The 17,488-nt window shown below is 48.2% G+C and carries 11 protein-coding genes, 1 tRNA gene and 1 pseudogene; 7 read left to right on the top strand and 6 right to left on the bottom strand.

Features of this window, described 5'->3' with window-relative positions; genetic code table 11:
- Positions 1–110 precede the first annotated feature (110 nt).
- Positions 111–494 (top strand): annotated as a pseudogene (locus tag QUW60_RS12360) (tyrosine-type recombinase/integrase); the annotation flags it as partial.
- 243 nt (positions 495–737) lie between these two features.
- On the opposite strand, the gene QUW60_RS12355 reads toward QUW60_RS12360, so the two are convergent.
- Positions 738–811: transfer RNA gene (locus QUW60_RS12355), tRNA-Ile, on the bottom strand.
- Between the two features lie 157 nt (positions 812–968).
- On the opposite strand from QUW60_RS12355, the gene QUW60_RS12350 reads away from it, so the two are divergent.
- From QUW60_RS12350 to QUW60_RS12340, 3 genes are read left to right on the top strand one after another with little or no spacing between them, the layout of a single operon-like run.
- Positions 969–3,614 carry a calcium-translocating P-type ATPase, PMCA-type gene (locus QUW60_RS12350; RefSeq protein ID WP_289560850.1) on the top strand — a complete coding sequence of 882 codons (2,646 nt, stop codon included), beginning with the start codon at positions 969–971 and terminating at the stop codon, positions 3,612–3,614.
- Positions 3,615–3,621: 7 nt separating this feature from the next.
- Entirely contained in the window at positions 3,622–4,230 is a 609-nt protein-coding gene (locus tag QUW60_RS12345) for an HAD family hydrolase (RefSeq protein WP_258339070.1), read from the top strand.
- 40 nt (positions 4,231–4,270) lie between these two features.
- Positions 4,271–5,194, top strand: coding sequence for a bifunctional riboflavin kinase/FAD synthetase (locus tag QUW60_RS12340; RefSeq protein WP_258339071.1), 924 nt, complete (start codon positions 4,271–4,273; stop codon positions 5,192–5,194).
- Between the two features lie 87 nt (positions 5,195–5,281).
- Here QUW60_RS12340 and QUW60_RS12335 read toward each other — a convergent pair whose 3' ends face one another.
- Entirely contained in the window at positions 5,282–7,393 is a 2,112-nt protein-coding gene (locus QUW60_RS12335; RefSeq protein ID WP_258339072.1) for a glycoside hydrolase family 97 protein, read from the bottom strand.
- A gap of 588 nt (positions 7,394–7,981) precedes the next feature.
- Between QUW60_RS12335 and QUW60_RS12330 the strand changes: the two genes are divergently transcribed.
- On the top strand, positions 7,982–9,856 hold the full coding sequence (locus QUW60_RS12330) for a DEAD/DEAH box helicase (protein ID WP_289560849.1): 1,875 nt from the start codon (positions 7,982–7,984) through the stop codon (positions 9,854–9,856).
- A gap of 81 nt (positions 9,857–9,937) precedes the next feature.
- On the opposite strand, the gene QUW60_RS12325 is transcribed toward QUW60_RS12330, so the two are convergent.
- The 3 genes from QUW60_RS12325 to ruvB are packed head-to-tail and all read right to left on the bottom strand — an operon-like array spanning position 9,938 to position 13,839.
- Positions 9,938–11,293, bottom strand: a complete 1,356-nt coding sequence (locus QUW60_RS12325; protein ID WP_289560847.1) for a TIGR00341 family protein — start codon at positions 11,291–11,293, stop codon at positions 9,938–9,940.
- A gap of 21 nt (positions 11,294–11,314) precedes the next feature.
- Entirely contained in the window at positions 11,315–12,805 is a 1,491-nt protein-coding gene (locus QUW60_RS12320; protein WP_289560846.1) for an oligosaccharide flippase family protein, read from the bottom strand.
- 8 nt (positions 12,806–12,813) lie between these two features.
- Positions 12,814–13,839, bottom strand: a complete 1,026-nt coding sequence (ruvB, locus tag QUW60_RS12315; RefSeq protein WP_258339076.1) for a Holliday junction branch migration DNA helicase RuvB — start codon at positions 13,837–13,839, stop codon at positions 12,814–12,816.
- A gap of 98 nt (positions 13,840–13,937) precedes the next feature.
- Here ruvB and QUW60_RS12310 point away from each other — a divergent pair, with 98 nt between their 5' ends.
- Both QUW60_RS12310 and mnmA read left to right on the top strand, forming a co-directional pair.
- Positions 13,938–14,720, top strand: a complete 783-nt coding sequence (locus tag QUW60_RS12310; RefSeq protein WP_289560845.1) for a 4Fe-4S binding protein — start codon at positions 13,938–13,940, stop codon at positions 14,718–14,720.
- Between the two features lie 24 nt (positions 14,721–14,744).
- Complete coding sequence (gene mnmA, locus QUW60_RS12305; protein ID WP_289560844.1) at positions 14,745–15,872, top strand: tRNA 2-thiouridine(34) synthase MnmA; 1,128 nt, start codon at positions 14,745–14,747, stop codon at positions 15,870–15,872.
- Positions 15,873–15,910: 38 nt separating this feature from the next.
- Here the strand turns inward: mnmA and QUW60_RS12300 are convergent, their stop codons facing one another.
- Positions 15,911–17,410, bottom strand: coding sequence for an O-antigen ligase family protein (locus tag QUW60_RS12300; RefSeq protein ID WP_289560843.1), 1,500 nt, complete (start codon positions 17,408–17,410; stop codon positions 15,911–15,913).
- Positions 17,411–17,488: the final 78 nt, after the last annotated feature.

Genomic DNA, 17,488 nt, shown 5'->3' with positions numbered 1-17,488 from the left:
CTGAATCACCCTATAAAATGGACTTTCTTCTAAAAAGCCCTCATTCCTCTTGTCTAATTTTCAATTTATCTTATTTCTTCTTTTAAGAGTGTCAGAAAGAAATATTGGACACCCCTGAACAGGAGATATGGGTTATCCGACGTTATAACAGATACATACGTGAGCACATGGCAAAAGTCGCTAAACTCATAGGATTGGAACAAACACCATCACCAACATGGGCAAGACATAGCTTTGCTACCAATCTCAATAATTCAGGCGTCGTACCTTATAAATATATAAGCGACAGCATGGGGCATAGTGGTGGCAGTGACATCACTTCCAACTATATAGGTGCCTATCCTCTTGCGAAGATGTTGGAATACAATTATTATTTGCTTAATGAGAAGCCTAAAGAAACTGCCCCAGTTGTAGATAAGAAAGCTTTGTTGGAGATGCTGAAGGGCTTAAGCGAAGAGGAGAGGATGGAACTGATAGCTAATCTATCTGACTAATTATAGCTGTTTACCGCAAGAGCACCAAGTGAAACACCGCAAAAATACGGAATAAATAGCCACAAAAACACCAAGTAAAATGCCGCAAAAATACCAAGTGGCTAACCGTATTTCAAATAGAATCAGTATATTTGTACTAAAAATAAAGCTGGAAAAGCCAACTCAAACCGTTTGTTTACGCATTGTCTACGCAGATAAAGAAAAAAGCACTTGCGATTTCTCGTAAGTGCTTGATTCTTAATGTGGACCAGCCAGGGCTTGAACCTGGGACCTCCAGATTATGAGTCTGTTGCTCTAACCAACTGAGCTACAAGTCCGACATTTTGAATGTGTTTCAAAACTGCTGCAAAAGTAAGCCTTTCATCTGAAAACTGCAATAGTTTGCGCAAAAAAAATAATAAAAAAAGCATTTTAATCATTCTTCTTTCAAGATATATTGTAAATTTGCGCCACTAATGTTTAATTTTCAGATATATGTCATCAAAATCTAACGAACCGCATCTTACGGGACTTACTGATCAGGAAGTTCTCAAAAGCCGCGAACAGCATGGAGTGAATCTGCTGACTCCCCCCAAACGTCCTTCTATCTGGAAACTTTACCTCGAAAAATTTCAGGACCCTGTCATTCGGGTGCTGCTTGTGGCCGCTGTTTTCTCTCTGATCATTTCTATCATTGAAAACGAATACGCTGAAACAATCGGCATCTTTTTTGCCATCTTCCTGGCAACCGGAATCGGATTCTATTTTGAATATGATGCCAATAAAAAGTTTGACTTGCTGAATGCCGTAGGAGAAGAAACTCCAGTAACGGTCATCCGGAACGGGAAAGTCCATGAAATACCACGCAAAGATGTAGTGGTGGGAGATATCGTTATCCTAAACACGGGAGAAGAAGTGCCTGCCGACGGAACGCTTATAGAGGCGGTTTCTCTCCAGGTCAACGAATCTAGTCTGACAGGAGAGCTGATGGTAAACAAAACTACCGACAAAGCCCATTTCGATGAAGAAGCTACTTATCCTTCCAATACGGTCATGCGCGGTACAACAATAACGGACGGGCATGGAACCATGCGGGTAGACCGTGTAGGCGATGCTACAGAAATCGGAGAAGTCGCTCGTCAGGCAACCGAACAGAGCCAGGAACAGACTCCGCTGAACATCCAGTTGAGCAAGCTGGCCAACCTCATCGGCAAAGTAGGATTCACGATCGCTGCCCTTACATTTATTATATTTACAGGAAAAGATCTCTATGCCTACCTCAACGCAAATGTTGTAAGCGACTGGCACCAATGGCTGGATATTGCGCGCATCGTACTGAAATATTTCATGATGGCAGTTACACTGATTGTTGTAGCCGTGCCCGAAGGACTCCCGATGAGCGTTACACTGAGTCTGGCTTTGAACATGCGCCGCATGCTGAAAACAAACAATCTGGTGCGTAAAATGCACGCTTGCGAAACAATGGGTGCCATTACCGTCATCTGCACAGACAAGACCGGCACACTGACACAAAATCTGATGCAAGTATACGAAGCCAAACTTGACGAAAGCAACCCGGACCTGATAGCCGAAGGTATTGCCGCCAACTCTACGGCCTTCCTTGAGGAAAAAGGCGAAGGAGAAAAGCCGTCAGGTGTAGGAAATCCCACAGAAGTAGCTTTGCTGCTTTGGCTGAACGGAAAAGGAAAGGACTATGTGAAGTTACGTGAAAACGCAAAAGTTGTCAACCAGTTGACATTCTCCACCGAACGCAAATACATGGCAACCTTAGTTGACTCCCCAATCCAGGGAAAGCGCATATTATATATAAAAGGTGCGCCCGAAATCGTAATGGGGAAATGCAGCCTTAGCAAAGAAGATATAGCAAAAAACAACGAACAGCTGCTTGCCTACCAAAACAAGGCTATGCGTACATTGGGACTTGCATATAAATATGTAGGGAATAATGAGTCAAACGACTGTGCCGAACTGGTTAATCAGGGAGGAATGACTTTCTTGGGAATTTTTGCCATCAGCGATCCTATCCGTCCGGACGTTCCTGACGCAGTCAAACGCTGCCAGTCAGCCGGAATAGGTATCAAGATCGTTACCGGTGACACTCCGGGAACAGCGACAGAGATTGCACGCCAGATCGGCCTGTGGAAACCGGAAGATACCGAACGCAACCGAATCACAGGAGTAGAATTTGAAGCGCTGACTGATGAAGAAGCTCTCGAGCGCGTACTCGACTTGAAAGTAATGAGCCGTGCCCGTCCGATGGACAAACAGCGTCTGGTTCAGCTGCTCCAGAAGAAAGGGGCCGTAGTTGCCGTAACCGGTGACGGGACAAACGATGCGCCGGCATTGAATCATGCACAGGTAGGCCTGTCTATGGGAACAGGAACGTCAGTAGCCAAAGAAGCCAGCGACATCACCCTGCTCGACGATTCGTTCAACAGCATCGCGACAGCCGTCATGTGGGGACGTTCGCTCTACAAGAACATCCAACGTTTCATCGTGTTCCAGCTCACCATCAATGTGGTAGCCTTGCTGAGCGTACTGTTTGGAGCCTTCTTCGGAACATCACTCCCGCTGACTGTCACTCAAATGCTTTGGGTAAACTTGATTATGGACACATTTGCGGCCATGGCTTTAGCATCAATCTCGCCAAGCATGGATGTTATGAACGAAAAGCCGCGCAAACGGACAGACTTCATCATCACCCCTGTCATGCGGAACAACATTTTCGGCGTCGGCCTGGGATTCCTCGTCATTCTGATGGGCATTCTCTATTACTTCAAGACACTGCCGGGAGGAGTTCTGCCGAATGGAGAAATGGACGTTCATTACTTGACCATCTTCTTCACAATCTTCGTAATGCTCCAGTTCTGGAATCTGTTTAATGCAAGTGTATTCGGAACAAGCCACTCGATATTCCGCGATGCAAGCCATGCTTTAGGAATGCTCGGCGTTGCGCTGATTATCCTGATCGGACAGTTCATCATCGTCACTTTCGGCGGAAAAGTGTTCCGAACCGAACCGCTTTCGCTGAACGAATGGCTGTATATCATAGGCGGCACATCATTTGTTTTATGGATTGGAGAAATAGCAAGAGGTATCAAACGACTGAAAAAAAACTGAAGACACCGTGAATCCACAAATTCATAACATCATCTTTGACTGGGGAGGCGTACTGATTGACCTCAACACAGAAGGTTGCATCCAAGCTTTCGAACGGCTGGGAGCCGATGTCAAGACACTGCTCACGGGCACAAACGAGCTGGGAGTATTCAGCGCATACGAATCCGGTGCGCTGGATACCGCCGGCTTCCATCAGGAAATCCGCCGGATCATCGGGAAGGAAGTAGCAGACGAAGACATCGACAAAGCATGGAATACCCAATTAAAGTCTATTCCCCCTGAAAAGTTAGAACTGCTGCTGGAACTTGGTTCGCATTATAACCTATACCTGCTGAGCAACACGAACGAACTGCACTGGCTCTGCGGGGCAAAAGCCTTCAACTACAATGGATACAAAGTGGAAGACTACTTTAAACACATATTTCTGTCTTTCCGGATGCATTTGGCCAAACCGGATCCTCAGATATTCATCGCAGCGCTCAAGGAAGCCGGACTAAAAGCCGATGAAACTCTCTTCATCGATGATTCTGAGGCAAACTGCCAGGCAGCATCTTCAGCCGGCCTCCATACTTTTCATTATATCCCGGGCGGTGACCTCCGTGCAGTATTCTTTTGAGCCGAGCATCCTAAACCACCGATAATTATCAAACGGAAAAATGATTCTGACAGACAGTACCAACCACAAACTTCCACCATGCGTCGCCACGATCGGATGCTTTGACGGAGTTCACCGAGGACATCGCTATCTGATCCGTCAGGTTTCCGAAACAGCCAAAAGAGAAGGTTTATGTTCGGCACTGATTACATTTCCTGTACACCCAAGACAGGTTATGCATGCAGACTATCAGCCCCAGCTTTTATCTTGCCTGAAACAAAAAGAAGAGCTGCTGTCTTTTACAAGTGCCGACTATTGCCTGATGCTTCCATTCACAGAAGCACTTTCCCAACTGACAGCCTATGAATTCATGCGGCTGCTCCATGAAGAATATCATGTGCAAACATTGATCATCGGATATGATCATCGCTTCGGACACAACCGGAGCGAAGGATTCGAGAATTATTGCAAATACGGCAAAGAACTTGGCATGGAAGTCGTACAGGCAAAAGCATTGACTGAGGACGGACAAAGCATCAGCTCTACCCTGATACGGGAACTGCTGAAAAAAGGGGATGTTAAAAAGGCTAACCAATATTTAGGATATTCCTATTATATAAGCGGGACTGTCATCGACGGATATAAAGTTGGGCGCAAGCTGGGATTCCCAACGGCCAATCTGAAGCCTTCATGCGCAGAAAAGCTGATTCCTGAAACCGGAGTATATGCTGTCTACGCATATATAGGCAATGACACATACCCCGGCATGCTGAACATCGGCTACCGTCCGACACTCAACAACGGAAAAGACATGAGCATCGAGGTACATCTCATAGACTTCAACGATGACATTTATTACAAAGAAATGAAAATCGAATTTGTGAGCCGCATACGACCGGAAATGAAGTTTGAAGACATCAACGCATTGACTGCACAATTGAACAAAGACAAAGCAGCCATTGCCCGGCTGCTCGCTTCCCGATGAAATACAAAAGCCGGAACTGCCCTACTTTCACAACAATTCCGGCCATTGTCAATCCATATTCATGTGCTAGCAACCTTCCTTCCCTACTCACATTGGCTTGATAGAAACAGCCACTCCACCGCTTGGAGCAAGGCGCTGTTTCAGCACCGTCTTGCTATTCACTTTCTTCGAGAAGATTACATAATCTTTAGGGGTTGTCCTCCAGTCCGCTTTCTCCCCATCTGCATAAATAACGGCCCGATAATTCTTTCCCCGGGGCAAAAAGCTCAAATCAATTGTAGCTTCTCTGCTGTTTTCATCAGTGATTCCCCCGACATACCATTCATCTTTCCCTTTAGCCTTCCGCGCAATGGTTATATAGTCACCGGGCTCCGCTTCCAGAATATACGTATCATCCCAATCAACCGCTACATCTTTTATAAACTGAAAAGCATCCGGATATTTCTCATAATTTGTATATAAGTCTGCTGCCATCTGGAGCGGACTGTACATCGTTACATAAAGAGCAAGCTGTTTCACAAGCGTTGTACTAAGCTTTGCCTTATTCGAACCATAAACCGACAAATCTCCTTCAAAAATTCCCGGCGTATAGTCCATCGGGCCACCCATCAGCCGTGTAAAAGGCAAGATTGTCGTATGGTCCGGACGATTGCCTTTAAATGATTCAAACTCTGTACCGCGTGCCGACTCCTGCGCTATCCAGTTCGGATAAGTACGGCATAATCCGGTTGGGCGTACAGCCTCATGCGAATTAACCATCGCTTTATATTTTGCGGCCATCTTGACAACCCTCAGATAATGGTTTACCATCCACTGCCCGTCGTGATGTTCACTGCGGGGGATAATAGGGCCCACATATCCTGTTTTAACCGCATCATATCCGTGTTCAGACATAAACCGGAACGCATCTTCCATCTGCCGCTCATAATCACAGACAGATGAAGTCGTTTCATGGTGCATAATGATTTTCACCTTCTTTTCCGCCGCATAACGCTGCAGCTCACTTACATCAAAATCCGGATACGGCCGGGTAAAACTGTATATATGCTCTTTCACATAAGCAAAATTCGCTTCCCATCCTTCATTCCATCCCTCTACCAGCACGGCATCAAACCCGTTTCGGGATGCGAAGTCAATATATTCTTTTACATGCGCTGTATTGGCGGCATGTGTTCCATTAGGCATTTCTTTGGTATAATCGGTCTTTCCGATAACTATGTCCTGATTCTTCGTATAGGCCCACGTCGAGCCTTGCCCTGTAAAATACTCCCACCACACGCCTACGTATTTAACGGGATGTATCCAGGAAGTGTCTTCCAGTTTGCAGGGTTCATTCAGATTCAAAATCAGGTTGGATGCCAAAATATCTCGTGCATCATCACTCACGACGATTGTCCGCCACGGAGTAACATTGCCGGTTTGCATGAATCCTTTGGCTCCGTTCTTGTCGGGAGTAAGATGGGCACTTAGGCAAAATGACTTGTCATCCAAATTCAATTGCATCGCCGGATAATCAACTAGCGCCGCCTCGTGTATATTAATATACAGTCCGTCCGCAGATTTCAGCATAAGCGGTGTCTGCACAGCCAGATCAGGCGTAAAACTTTTGACCGCCAAAGGCTCCTGCCTTACGCTGTCTGTCAAAAAGGCAACTTCCGATAAAAGAGAAGTTGTAGTAGGATATTCGTTCGTATCATAGTCACCCGGAAGCCAGAATGCCTTATGGTCACCGGTCAAGCGAAACTCCGTAACCTCCTCTTTCAACGTAAAGTTGCGCAAATCCTCTTGCACAGGAAATTCATAACGGAAACCCAGTCCGTCATCAAAAAGACGGAAACGGATATTCAGCAGCCAGCCGGTATCTTTCTGGCGCAAAGCAACAAACAGCTCCTTATGATGATCCCGGATATCACGGTATTGCCCCAATACCGGATGCCAGACCGTATCTGCCTCGCCCGTCCGCTCTTCAATTTGCTCAAAGTCTTTGCAAAACACAAATTCAGGACTGACGAGGAAGCCCATTCGGCTCTCTTTAATAACCTCCCGTCCTTTATATTGAAGAGAATAGACAGGAGTTCCGTCAGACAAAAGACGAAAATCCAACGACACATTACCATCCGGGGAAGTCAAAACCTGCGCCTTTATGGTTCCCCAGACAGCGAAGCATAACAAGATACATACTGATACAAAACGTTTCATCTGTGTAAATGATTTTATGATTAACATTAGCCTGTTCAATGCTTCAAGCCGAAACAAAGCAAGCTTCAAGACAGCCTCTATCTATAGAACAGTTCAAAAGCATATTACACTACATCCCGACCAGCAAACGTCTGCTTATTTATCGTTTTTTATGTTTTCGGCCAATGCGGACAAAATGAAAAAAGAACAATAAAACGGCCAGCCACAATCCGCTAAGCACTGCCAGACAGCGCACCAGCATCTTGCCGCCATCATTTCCGTAAAACCTACAGAATATGCACGAACAGTCATTTCCTGCATGTGAAAAATAAACCACAAGCATCCATGCAGTCACAACAAGCAAAACAACGATTCCCCATGAAAGCCACAGCCTGCAGCCTCGGCCTGCTACTGCTGTCTTATGCACCAATTTTACCATATTTCCAGAATTTGAACAAAGCTACTCCGGAGAAAGCAGTCCGTCAATACCTACTTATTGGTATACTGCCACATAAAATACTAATAAATAAGGATAAAACGGCAAACAAAATATCTGATATATCAAGAATTATCAGTAACTTTGCGCCGAATTTGATATTAAAAAAACGAATGAAGACATTTGAAGAACTTGGCGTTTCCCCTGAGATACGCAAAGCGATTGAAGAAATGGGGTATGTGAGCCCCATGCCTGTACAAGAAGAAGTGATTCCTTACCTGTTGGGAAACGGTAATGATGTAGTAGCTCTGGCTCAAACCGGAACGGGAAAAACAGCCGCATTTGGTCTGCCGCTGATTCAAAAGACTGATGTGACACGCCGCGAACCGCAAGCGTTGATACTCTGCCCTACTCGCGAACTCTGCCTGCAGATAGCCGGTGATTTGACCGATTATTCCAAGTACATTACAGACTTGAAGATTCTGCCCGTATATGGAGGTTCATCCATCGAAAGCCAAATACGCAGCCTGAAAAAAGGCGTACATATCATTGTAGCTACACCGGGCCGTCTGATTGACTTGATGGAACGCAAGGTTGCCAAGCTTGAAACCATCAAGGATGTGGTTATGGACGAAGCAGACGAGATGCTGAACATGGGATTTACTGAAAGCATCAATGCCATACTGGAACATGTGCCGCAGGACAGAAACACGTTGATGTTCTCTGCAACCATGAGCCCGGAAATCTCAAAGATTGCAAAAACTTATCTGCATGATGCAAAAGAAATTACAATCGGAGTCAAGAACGAGAGCACCAAAAACGTGCATCACGTTGCATATATCGTACATGCAAAGGACAAATATCTTGCACTGAAACGCGTTGTGGATTACTATCCGCAAATCTATGGCATCATTTTCTGCCGCACCCGCAAAGAGACCCAGGAAATTGCCGACAAACTGATTCAAGATGGATACGATGCCGATTCGCTCCACGGCGAACTGAGTCAGGCCCAGCGTGACCTTGTAATGCAGAAGTTCCGCCAACGCCATCTCCAGCTGCTGGTGGCAACCGATGTGGCTGCACGCGGACTTGACGTAAACGACTTGACTCATGTCATCAACTACGGACTCCCGGAAGACACGGAAAGCTATACCCACCGAAGCGGACGTACCGGACGCGCCGGGAAAACAGGTATCTCAATAGCCATCATCAACCTGAGAGAAAAAGGAAAGATGCGCCAGATCGAACGCATCATCAACAAGAAATTTGAGGTAAGTCCGCTGCCGACAGGACAAGAAATATGCGAACAGCAGCTTGTGAAAGTAATCGATGAAATCGAGAAAGTTAAAGTTAACGAAGAAGAAATCGAAACTTTCCTGCCGAGCATTTACCGCAAGTTTGAATGGCTTAGCAAAGAAGACCTGATCAAGCGCGTGGTGTCTATGGAATTCAACCGCTTCCTGGACTATTACAAGAACGCTCCTGAGATAGATCAGCCCAGCGCATCCGAAAAAGGAGAAAAGGAAAAAGGACGCAAAGACCGGAAAGAACGTAAAGACCGCAAGGAACGAGGTGAAAGAAGCCGCAAAGCGGAAAAAGGCTATACACGTCTTTTCCTTAACGTGGGCAAGACAGACGGATTCTATGCCAACCAGATTATTGACCTGATCAACCACAATGTAAAGAACGAACGCATCCAGATCGGACGCATTGATCTGATGCAGAACTTCTCATTCGTTGAAGTAATCGAGTCACAGGCTTCCGTACTGCTGAAAGCGCTGAACAAAGTTACGTTGAAGAACGGACGCAAGGTAGTGTTGGAAGTAGCCAGTGAAAACACCGGGAACAGCGACAGCAGCGGAAAGAAACGCAGCCGCGGAGAAAAAGGTGGAAAAAGGGAATCTTCTTCAAGGAAAGCCAAACCCGAACAAGCTCCGGCACAGCACAAAATGAAAAAAGACGACTGGATGCAGTTCTTCAACGGCGGATCAGACAATGAAGAAGGCGACTGGTGGGAAAAGCCAAGCAAGAAGAAAAGAAAAAAATAAGCTACAAGTTCAACAGATTATACAATAAAAAGAACGTGCCGCGAATGTATTTATTTCGCGGCACGTTCTTTTTTACAGGCCTCATTCTACAATCAAATGCACTTTGTCTGCTCCGGTACGTGCTTTCAGCCAATCGTTCATCTTGCGTTTTTCCGGAGCCGAAGGCGCATGCGTGCAGCCTACAATCGCAAACGTAACGGTGTCCATCCGCGCACTGTCGATAAGCATCTGAAGACTTTTTGACACAGACAGCGTCTTAACCATCGGGAAAAGCACTTTCATCTCCTTCCCCATTCTTAAATCCACCTGGGATCCGCTAAAGGCATCCAAGGCCCGCTTTATCGAGTCCAGTTCCACACGCTGTGCCGAAAGCTGCCTCTCGCTGTTATGGTAGAAATCCTCCATCACCATCGACTTGATATTGCTGATGTCCACCGCATTATTGTTTCCCAGACCTTGGAAGACCACAAGTTTTGTATTGTCCAGGCTGTATTTATCCAAACGGTTGCGAGCCTCAACGATCTGATTTTCCGGAATCTCCTTTCCAACCAATACAACCCGAATCTCACGCTTCTCATAAGAAATGTCACGGCTTAGAATCTGCGAATCGGGAAACTGAAGTTCCTGGGTGATGAAACGGTTCGCCGAGGTCTGATAAAAGGTTTCACGCACGATATTATAAGTAAGGTATACAGCGGGGCACATCGTGGCGATCGTAATCCATACGATATACCGCTTGACAATCCTTTCGCGCTCCTTATCCACAAACTGCTTGCGTTCGAAACGCATCAGCCGGACTCCGATATAAGTGGCCAGACTGATGAACACAGAATTGATGAAATACAGATAGAAAGCACCCAAGAAATACAGCAGATTGCCCGTAGCCAGACCGAAACCCGCCGTACAGAGCGGAGGCATCAATGCCGTAGCGATGGCAACACCCGGAATCACATTCCCCTTCTCTTTTGTCGCCAGAGCCACTATCCCTGCCAAACCGCCCATCAAGGCGATGAACACATCATAAATAGAAGGAGAAGTTCGGGCAAGCAGTTCCGACTGCACCTCATCAAGCGGAGTGAACAAAAAATAGAGGGTGGCCGTAACCACACTGAACAAGGTAGTCACCGCATAGCTCTTCAACGACCGCTTCATCAGTTCAAAATCGTTCAGACCGATTGAAAGACCGATTCCCATCGTAGGGCCCATGAGCGGAGAAATCAGCATCGCTCCAATGATTACCGCCGTTGAGTTGACATTCAATCCCAACGAAGCGATAACCGTGGCAAATATCAGAATCCACAGGTTCGTTCCCTTAAACTCCACTCCATTGCGGATGTACTCAACGGTAACCTGCTCGTCCTCCTTGCTGCGGTGCAGATCAAGATACTCTTTCAGAAATTTACGGACCAGAAAGTTCCGCTTGCTGTCTAATTTCATAACTGTATAGGATTTAATGTTTTATTTGATGAAACGGTTGATGAAGGGAATCGCGCGCAAAGGCAAATCCTTTCTGACAATATAGGCAACAAATACCAGAATCAGCAACGTATGGAACGCCAGACGCAACGGCACATTGGCAATCGGCACTTTTTCTGAAAGGACAAAAAGCACTGCCGCCAGAACCAAATAGGCCGCCATATCCTTCAACGGATAATCCACCGGATATTTCTTCTGGCCGATAAGGAAGGAAAGCAAAGTGATGATTCCATACCCGGCTACAGAAGCCCAGGCCGAAGCGACATACCCGAACCTTGGGACAAGCCACACGTTCAGAGCTAATATCACCGCACAGCCTATCAGCGAGAAGTAGGCTCCCCACTGCGTTTCGTCAGTCAGCTTATACCAGAACGAAAGATTGAAATAGATGCCTTTGAAGATTTCGGCACCCATCACAATTGCCACCACGCTCAGGCCCTCCCAGTAGTCACGGGCCACCATATATTTCAGCAGATCCATATATCCCATAACGGCAAGAAAAGCAAGCAGCGAAAAGATGAAGAAATACTTCATTGCCGAAGCATACATCATCCGGTTGTCGCCCTCCTTGTTTTTTCCGAACACAAAAGGCTCGTAAGCATAGCGGAAAGCCTGGGTGAAGACCGCCATAATCAACGCGACCTTGCTGGCTGCACTGTAAATGCCGAGCTGCACCAGCCCTTCCTGGCGGTCATCGAAAAGAAAAGGATAAATCATCTTGTCGATTGTCTGGTTCAGAATACCCACCACACCGAATATCAGGATAGGAAACGAATAGCTGACCATCCGCTTCATCAATGCCCTGTCCGCCCGGTAAGAGAAGCCTCTCAGTTCAGGAATAAAGAAGAACATCTGCACACCCGACATAATCAGATTAGACACAAAAATGTAGCCTACCAGATAATCCGGGTCATAGAACCATGACACCGCATCCGGACAACGGACGTACAGCCACGGGCAAAGCAGCAGAAAAAAAAGGTTCAGCAGAATATTCCCAACGATATTGAACAGCTTGATGGCGGCAAACTTCACGGGACGCTTCCTGTAGCGCAAATAAGCGAACGGAATGCACTGAAAAGCGTCAAGCGCCACCACCACAATCATCATCCCCACATAATCGGGATGATCCGGATACTCCAGCAAGCTCGATATGGGTCCAAGAAATATCATGCAGACCGTCACAAACAGCAAAGACAATCCGCCGACAAACAGCAATGAATTGGCATAGACCTTTTCCGGCTGCTCATCGCTCTTGTTGGCAAAACGGAAGAATCCGGTTTCCATCCCGAACGTCAGCAGCACCAGTATCAGTGCCGTATAGGCATATACATTCGACACAACGCCATACCCTCCCGATGCTGCCGGCAGAACCGACGTATACAGAGGGACAAGCAGGTAATTCAAGAATCGCCCCAGAATACTGCTTACTCCATAGATGGCAGTATCCTTAACCAATGATTTCATTCCGGCCATAGGCTTATTCAGTCAAAAAAAGTTCGTTCTATCGTATATTTGTTCTTTCCCAAGTGCTTGTAGGCAAGATCGGTCACTTCACGTCCGCGGGGAGTACGTTTCAAGAAACCTTCCTTGATGAGAAACGGTTCATACACTTCTTCCAGCGTGCCCGGATCCTCTCCCAAGGCCGTGGCAATGGTAGTCAGACCCACCGGACCTCCCTTGAACTTGTCAATGATCGTACACAGCAGCTTGTTGTCAATCTGATCCAAGCCATACCGGTCGATGTTAAGCGCCTCCAACGCATAGCGTGCAATCTTCAGGTCAATCCGTCCGGAGCCTTTCACCTGGGCAAAATCACGCACCCGCCTCAGCAAAGCATTTGCTATACGAGGCGTTCCGCGGCTGCGGGATGCTATTTCTCCGGCAGCGTCCGTATCGCAAGGAACTCCCAAGATGCCGGCCGAACGAAGCACAATCCGCGACAGCACCGAATCGTCATAATACTCCAGATGGAGGTTGATTCCAAAACGGGCACGAAGGGGGGCCGTAAGCAACCCGCTCCGCGTTGTGGCTCCTACCAGCGTGAAGGGATTCAGGTCAATCTGGATACTGCGAGCCGACGGACCTTTATCAATCATGATATCAATCCGATAATCCTCCATAGCCGAATACAGATATTCCTCCACGACGGGACTCAGGCGATGGATTTCATCAATAAAAAGCACATCGTTCGGTTCCAGGCTGGTCAGCACGCCGGCCAGATCGCCGGGCTTGTCGAGCACCGGGCCTGAAGTCACCTTAAAGCCGACGCCCAGCTCGTTTGCTATGATATTGCTCAACGTGGTTTTTCCCAGACCGGGAGGGCCGTGAAGCAGCACATGGTCAAGCGCCTCCGCACGAAGCCGGGCGGCCTTCACGAAAATGCGCAAGTTATCGACCACCTTGTCCTGACCGCTGAAATCTTCAAACCGGAGAGGACGGAGCGCATTCTCAAAGTCCCTTTCATTTCCGGTCGGCTTATAATCTCGTATATCAAACTCTTCTTCCATTCATTTTCAGATAAACAATGCAAAATTAAGAATATCTGCGAAGAAAACAGAAGGATTGTCGTATATTTGTTTTCCGAAGACAACTAATAGCTGACATCATGAATCCATTGACAACAACCCGAATCGTTTACTTCTCACCGACTCACACGTCAGAGAAGATAGCGCGTGCCGTAGGAGAAGGAATCGGTATGCCGCGAAGAATTGAAACAGACCTTACATTCGATGAAAGCTCCTCTCCCATCGAAATCAAAAACGAACTGACCATACTGGCCGCTCCTGTTTACGGAGGAAGAGTCGCTCCCGCCGCATTGAAACGCATGAAACGTCTGAAGGGGAACGGTTCGCCCGCCATTCTGCTTGCCGTATACGGAAACCGCGATTACGAAGATGCGCTGATCGAACTGCATGATGCGGCTGTCAGCCTGGGCTTCACCCCTCTTTCTGCCGGAGCTTTCGTTGGAGAACACAGCTACAGCACGCCTGAACTCCCGATAGCGGAAGGCAGGCCCGATGAAACGGATCTTCAGAAAGCACGCGACTTCGGGAAAGAAAGCCTGCAAAAATGGGAACGGATTGCCGCTGTTGCTCCGCTAAAGGTAAAAGGAAACATTCCCTACAAGGAACTGCCTCCCTCCAGGCCGGCTTGTCCCACTTGTACAGACAACTGCTTTGTATGCGGGGAATGCGTAGATGCATGTCCGACTCATGCCATCCGCATAGCAGACGACGGCAGCCGGATTGAAACAGACATGAACCTCTGCATCAAATGCTGCGCCTGCGTAAAAGCGTGCCCCAACCGCGCACGCACTTTCTTCAGCCCGTTTGCCGCCATACTGCATGAAAAATTCAATACCCGCCGTGAACCGGAAGTCTTCTTCTGATGTTTGAAAAACAGATATTGAGGTATGGCAGAAAAAGAAAAACGAATATTGGTAGGCATGAGCGGAGGCATAGACAGCTCTTCCGTGTGCATCATGCTTCAAGAACAGGGCTATGAAGTGGTGGGCGTAACCATGCGCACATGGGACATCCCTTCGCATTTCTCCGTTCCCGGCCAGGAGCAGCCCGATGACGTGCTGGAAGCGCAGGCTCTTGCCGCACGGCTGGGAATCGAACACCACGTGGCCGATGTGCGCAAGGAATTCAAGGATGTAATCGTGCGTTATTTCATCGACGAATACATGCGCGGACGCACTCCCAACCCGTGCGTCATGTGCAATCCGCTTTTCAAGGAACGCATTCTCTGCGAATGGGCAGACCGCACCGGTTGCGCATGGATTGCAACCGGCCATTATTGCAGGCTGGAGGACATCAACGGAAACCGTTATATCGTGACCGGAGATGATCCGGCCAAAGACCAGTCGTATTTTTTATGGAAGCTTCCGCAGGAAATTCTGAAAAGGATGCTCTTTCCGCTGGGGGGCATGACCAAAGCGGAAGTGCGGCAATATCTCGCTTCTAAAGGATTTGAAGCGAAAGCAAAAGGCGGAGAAAGCATGGAAATCTGCTTCATCGACAAGGATTATAGGGAATTTCTGAAAGAACATTGTCCGGACATTGACGAGCGGATCGGGCCGGGATGGTTCGTAGACAGCAAGGGACTCAAGCTCGGGCAGCATAAAGGATTTGCCTACTATACCGTCGGCCAGCGGAAAGGACTCGAAATCGCGCTCGGGAAACCGATGTATGTATTGAAAATCAATCCGAACAAGAATACAGTCATGCTCGGAGATGCCGAACAACTGAAAACCGAGTACATGCTGGTAGAAGACGTGAATGCCGTTGATATGGACGAACTGCTCTCGTGCCGGAACCTTTCCGTGCGCATCCGCTACCGCAGCCGTCCCATCCCCTGCCGGATTGCGCGGGTTGACGATTCGCACCTGCTGGTAAAGTTTTTGGGAGAAGCCTCCGCAATCACACCGGGGCAGTCGGCTGTTTTCTACGAGAACAACCGTGTGCTCGGCGGAGGGTTCATCGCCTTTCAGCAAGGAGTGAAGAAACTGGCGGAAATTTGTCAGTTTTCAATGTAGGAATACACGAACCGTGTATTCCCATACATTTGATATTATCAATTCAGTTTCTTCAACTTTCTCCTGACCTCCCCTTTCATCCGCAATGTTTTTGTACCCTCCACCTTTACCGGCCGGTTTAACAATTCCTTTCCGATACGGACGGCGGAAGCCGTATCCTTCCGTGCCAGATACAGATTGAACAGATGATACTTGGCCGTTATCCGTGAGGGAATCATCTCGGCAGCTTCACGGTAGCAGGCCTCCGCTCTTCCATAGTTACCTTTCCTTTCATGAATACGTCCCATAGCGCAATAGGTTTCCACCGTCGGGATTATCCGTGCCGTCTCCTCCAGCAATTCCAGTTCCTTTTGCGGTGCATGTTCCCTGAGCCTTCCGGTCTGTGCGCAGATGTCCATGACTTCCGGATTGTAACGAAAGAAAGGAAACAGGCTCCAGTCGGACAGCGCATCCTTATATATCCGGTACGACCACAACGAAACAGACAGAACAGCAAAAAGACCGACTCCCCCCAAAGCATACTTCACGCGCGAAGGCAGCCGGAACACCTTCAGCGGACGGCTTCTCATCATTCCGGACATTGCAGCGAATGCCAGCGTCAGGGGAAAGACATCCAGCGGATAGGAGAAGAAGGCGAACGTAAGGAATGCCGCCAGCATCCCTTTCAGGCAAGTGTCCTCCCACGTGACGGACGGATAACGGAGCCATTCGCAAAGCATCCATCCGACCAGGACCAGCCCCAGCAGCCCCTGTTCCGCAGCGATGTGCAGAAACTCGTTGTACGGACAGACCGCATTGTCGGCCAGCATCCCCCAGGATGACAAGGGATGGAGCGCAAAGAAATCCGCCTGAAAGTGCATGTAGTTCGCCAGCCATCCGCCCGTGCCCGTCCCGAAGAGAGGGTTGTCCGCCCACATCACTAAAGTGTTATACCATATCAGCAGACGGCCATCCGCAGAAGCAGGCTTCAGGAAATACAGACCGACCGCACACAGACACAGAACTGGCACCCCTATAATATATGTTCTCCTACTGAAATGAAAGGCACTGCCGCACAGCACACCAACTCCCGCCAGCATGCCCATCCATCCGGCACGCGAACCGGAAAGCGACAGGCCGCAAAAGATAACGGCCAGCGGCAGCACAGCCCACATAGCCGACCTTCCACTCCACTTCCATCGTCCGCAAGCCATGCCCAAAGCCAGCACACCCGCCATCCCCAACAAGCCGCCCAGCGGACCGGGATTGCCGAACGTGCCCGTCACGTCAAACGCACGGTGGTTGCTCTCCAGCAGACCGGTCTGCTGAAACACCGCCACCACGCTTTCAACCAGTCCCCAAAGAACAAAGCCATAAAGCAACAGGCGGCGATGCTTCTCCGGGAACAGCCGGAGAACAAGATAGACAGATACAGCCGCTCCCATCCGCCACAACGAAGACATGTCTACCGGAACATCCCGATGGAAATATGCCAGCAAACAGAAAAGCAGGAGCGGCATTGTGCCGCTCCGCATGATACCTACACACCGCAGGTTCATGGAATCTCTTTTTCCATTCTGACAATCTTCAGTTTGCCCCGTTCATCATCAAAGGACACATTAGCAACAGCACTGATA

Origin of the sequence: Bacteroides gallinaceum (assembly GCF_030373775.1) — a bacterium.
GTDB classification, from domain to species: Bacteria; Bacteroidota; Bacteroidia; order Bacteroidales; family Bacteroidaceae; genus Phocaeicola; species Phocaeicola excrementipullorum.
This window is presented reverse-complemented; position numbering and strand designations above follow the sequence as displayed.

Coding starts and splice junctions, on each gene's coding strand:
- mnmA (WP_289560844.1), top strand. CDS start 14,745: ATGGCAGAAAAAGAAAAACGAATATTGGTAGGCATGAGCGGAGGCATA.
- QUW60_RS12320 (WP_289560846.1), bottom strand. CDS start 12,805: ATGGCCGGAATGAAATCATTGGTTAAGGATACTGCCATCTATGGAGTA.
- QUW60_RS12310 (WP_289560845.1), top strand. CDS start 13,938: ATGAATCCATTGACAACAACCCGAATCGTTTACTTCTCACCGACTCAC.
- QUW60_RS12300 (WP_289560843.1), bottom strand. CDS start 17,410: ATGAACCTGCGGTGTGTAGGTATCATGCGGAGCGGCACAATGCCGCTC.
- QUW60_RS12340 (WP_258339071.1), top strand. CDS start 4,271: ATGATTCTGACAGACAGTACCAACCACAAACTTCCACCATGCGTCGCC.
- QUW60_RS12325 (WP_289560847.1), bottom strand. CDS start 11,293: ATGAAATTAGACAGCAAGCGGAACTTTCTGGTCCGTAAATTTCTGAAA.
- QUW60_RS12335 (WP_258339072.1), bottom strand. CDS start 7,393: ATGAAACGTTTTGTATCAGTATGTATCTTGTTATGCTTCGCTGTCTGG.
- QUW60_RS12350 (WP_289560850.1), top strand. CDS start 969: ATGTCATCAAAATCTAACGAACCGCATCTTACGGGACTTACTGATCAG.
- QUW60_RS12330 (WP_289560849.1), top strand. CDS start 7,982: ATGAAGACATTTGAAGAACTTGGCGTTTCCCCTGAGATACGCAAAGCG.
- ruvB (WP_258339076.1), bottom strand. CDS start 13,839: ATGGAAGAAGAGTTTGATATACGAGATTATAAGCCGACCGGAAATGAA.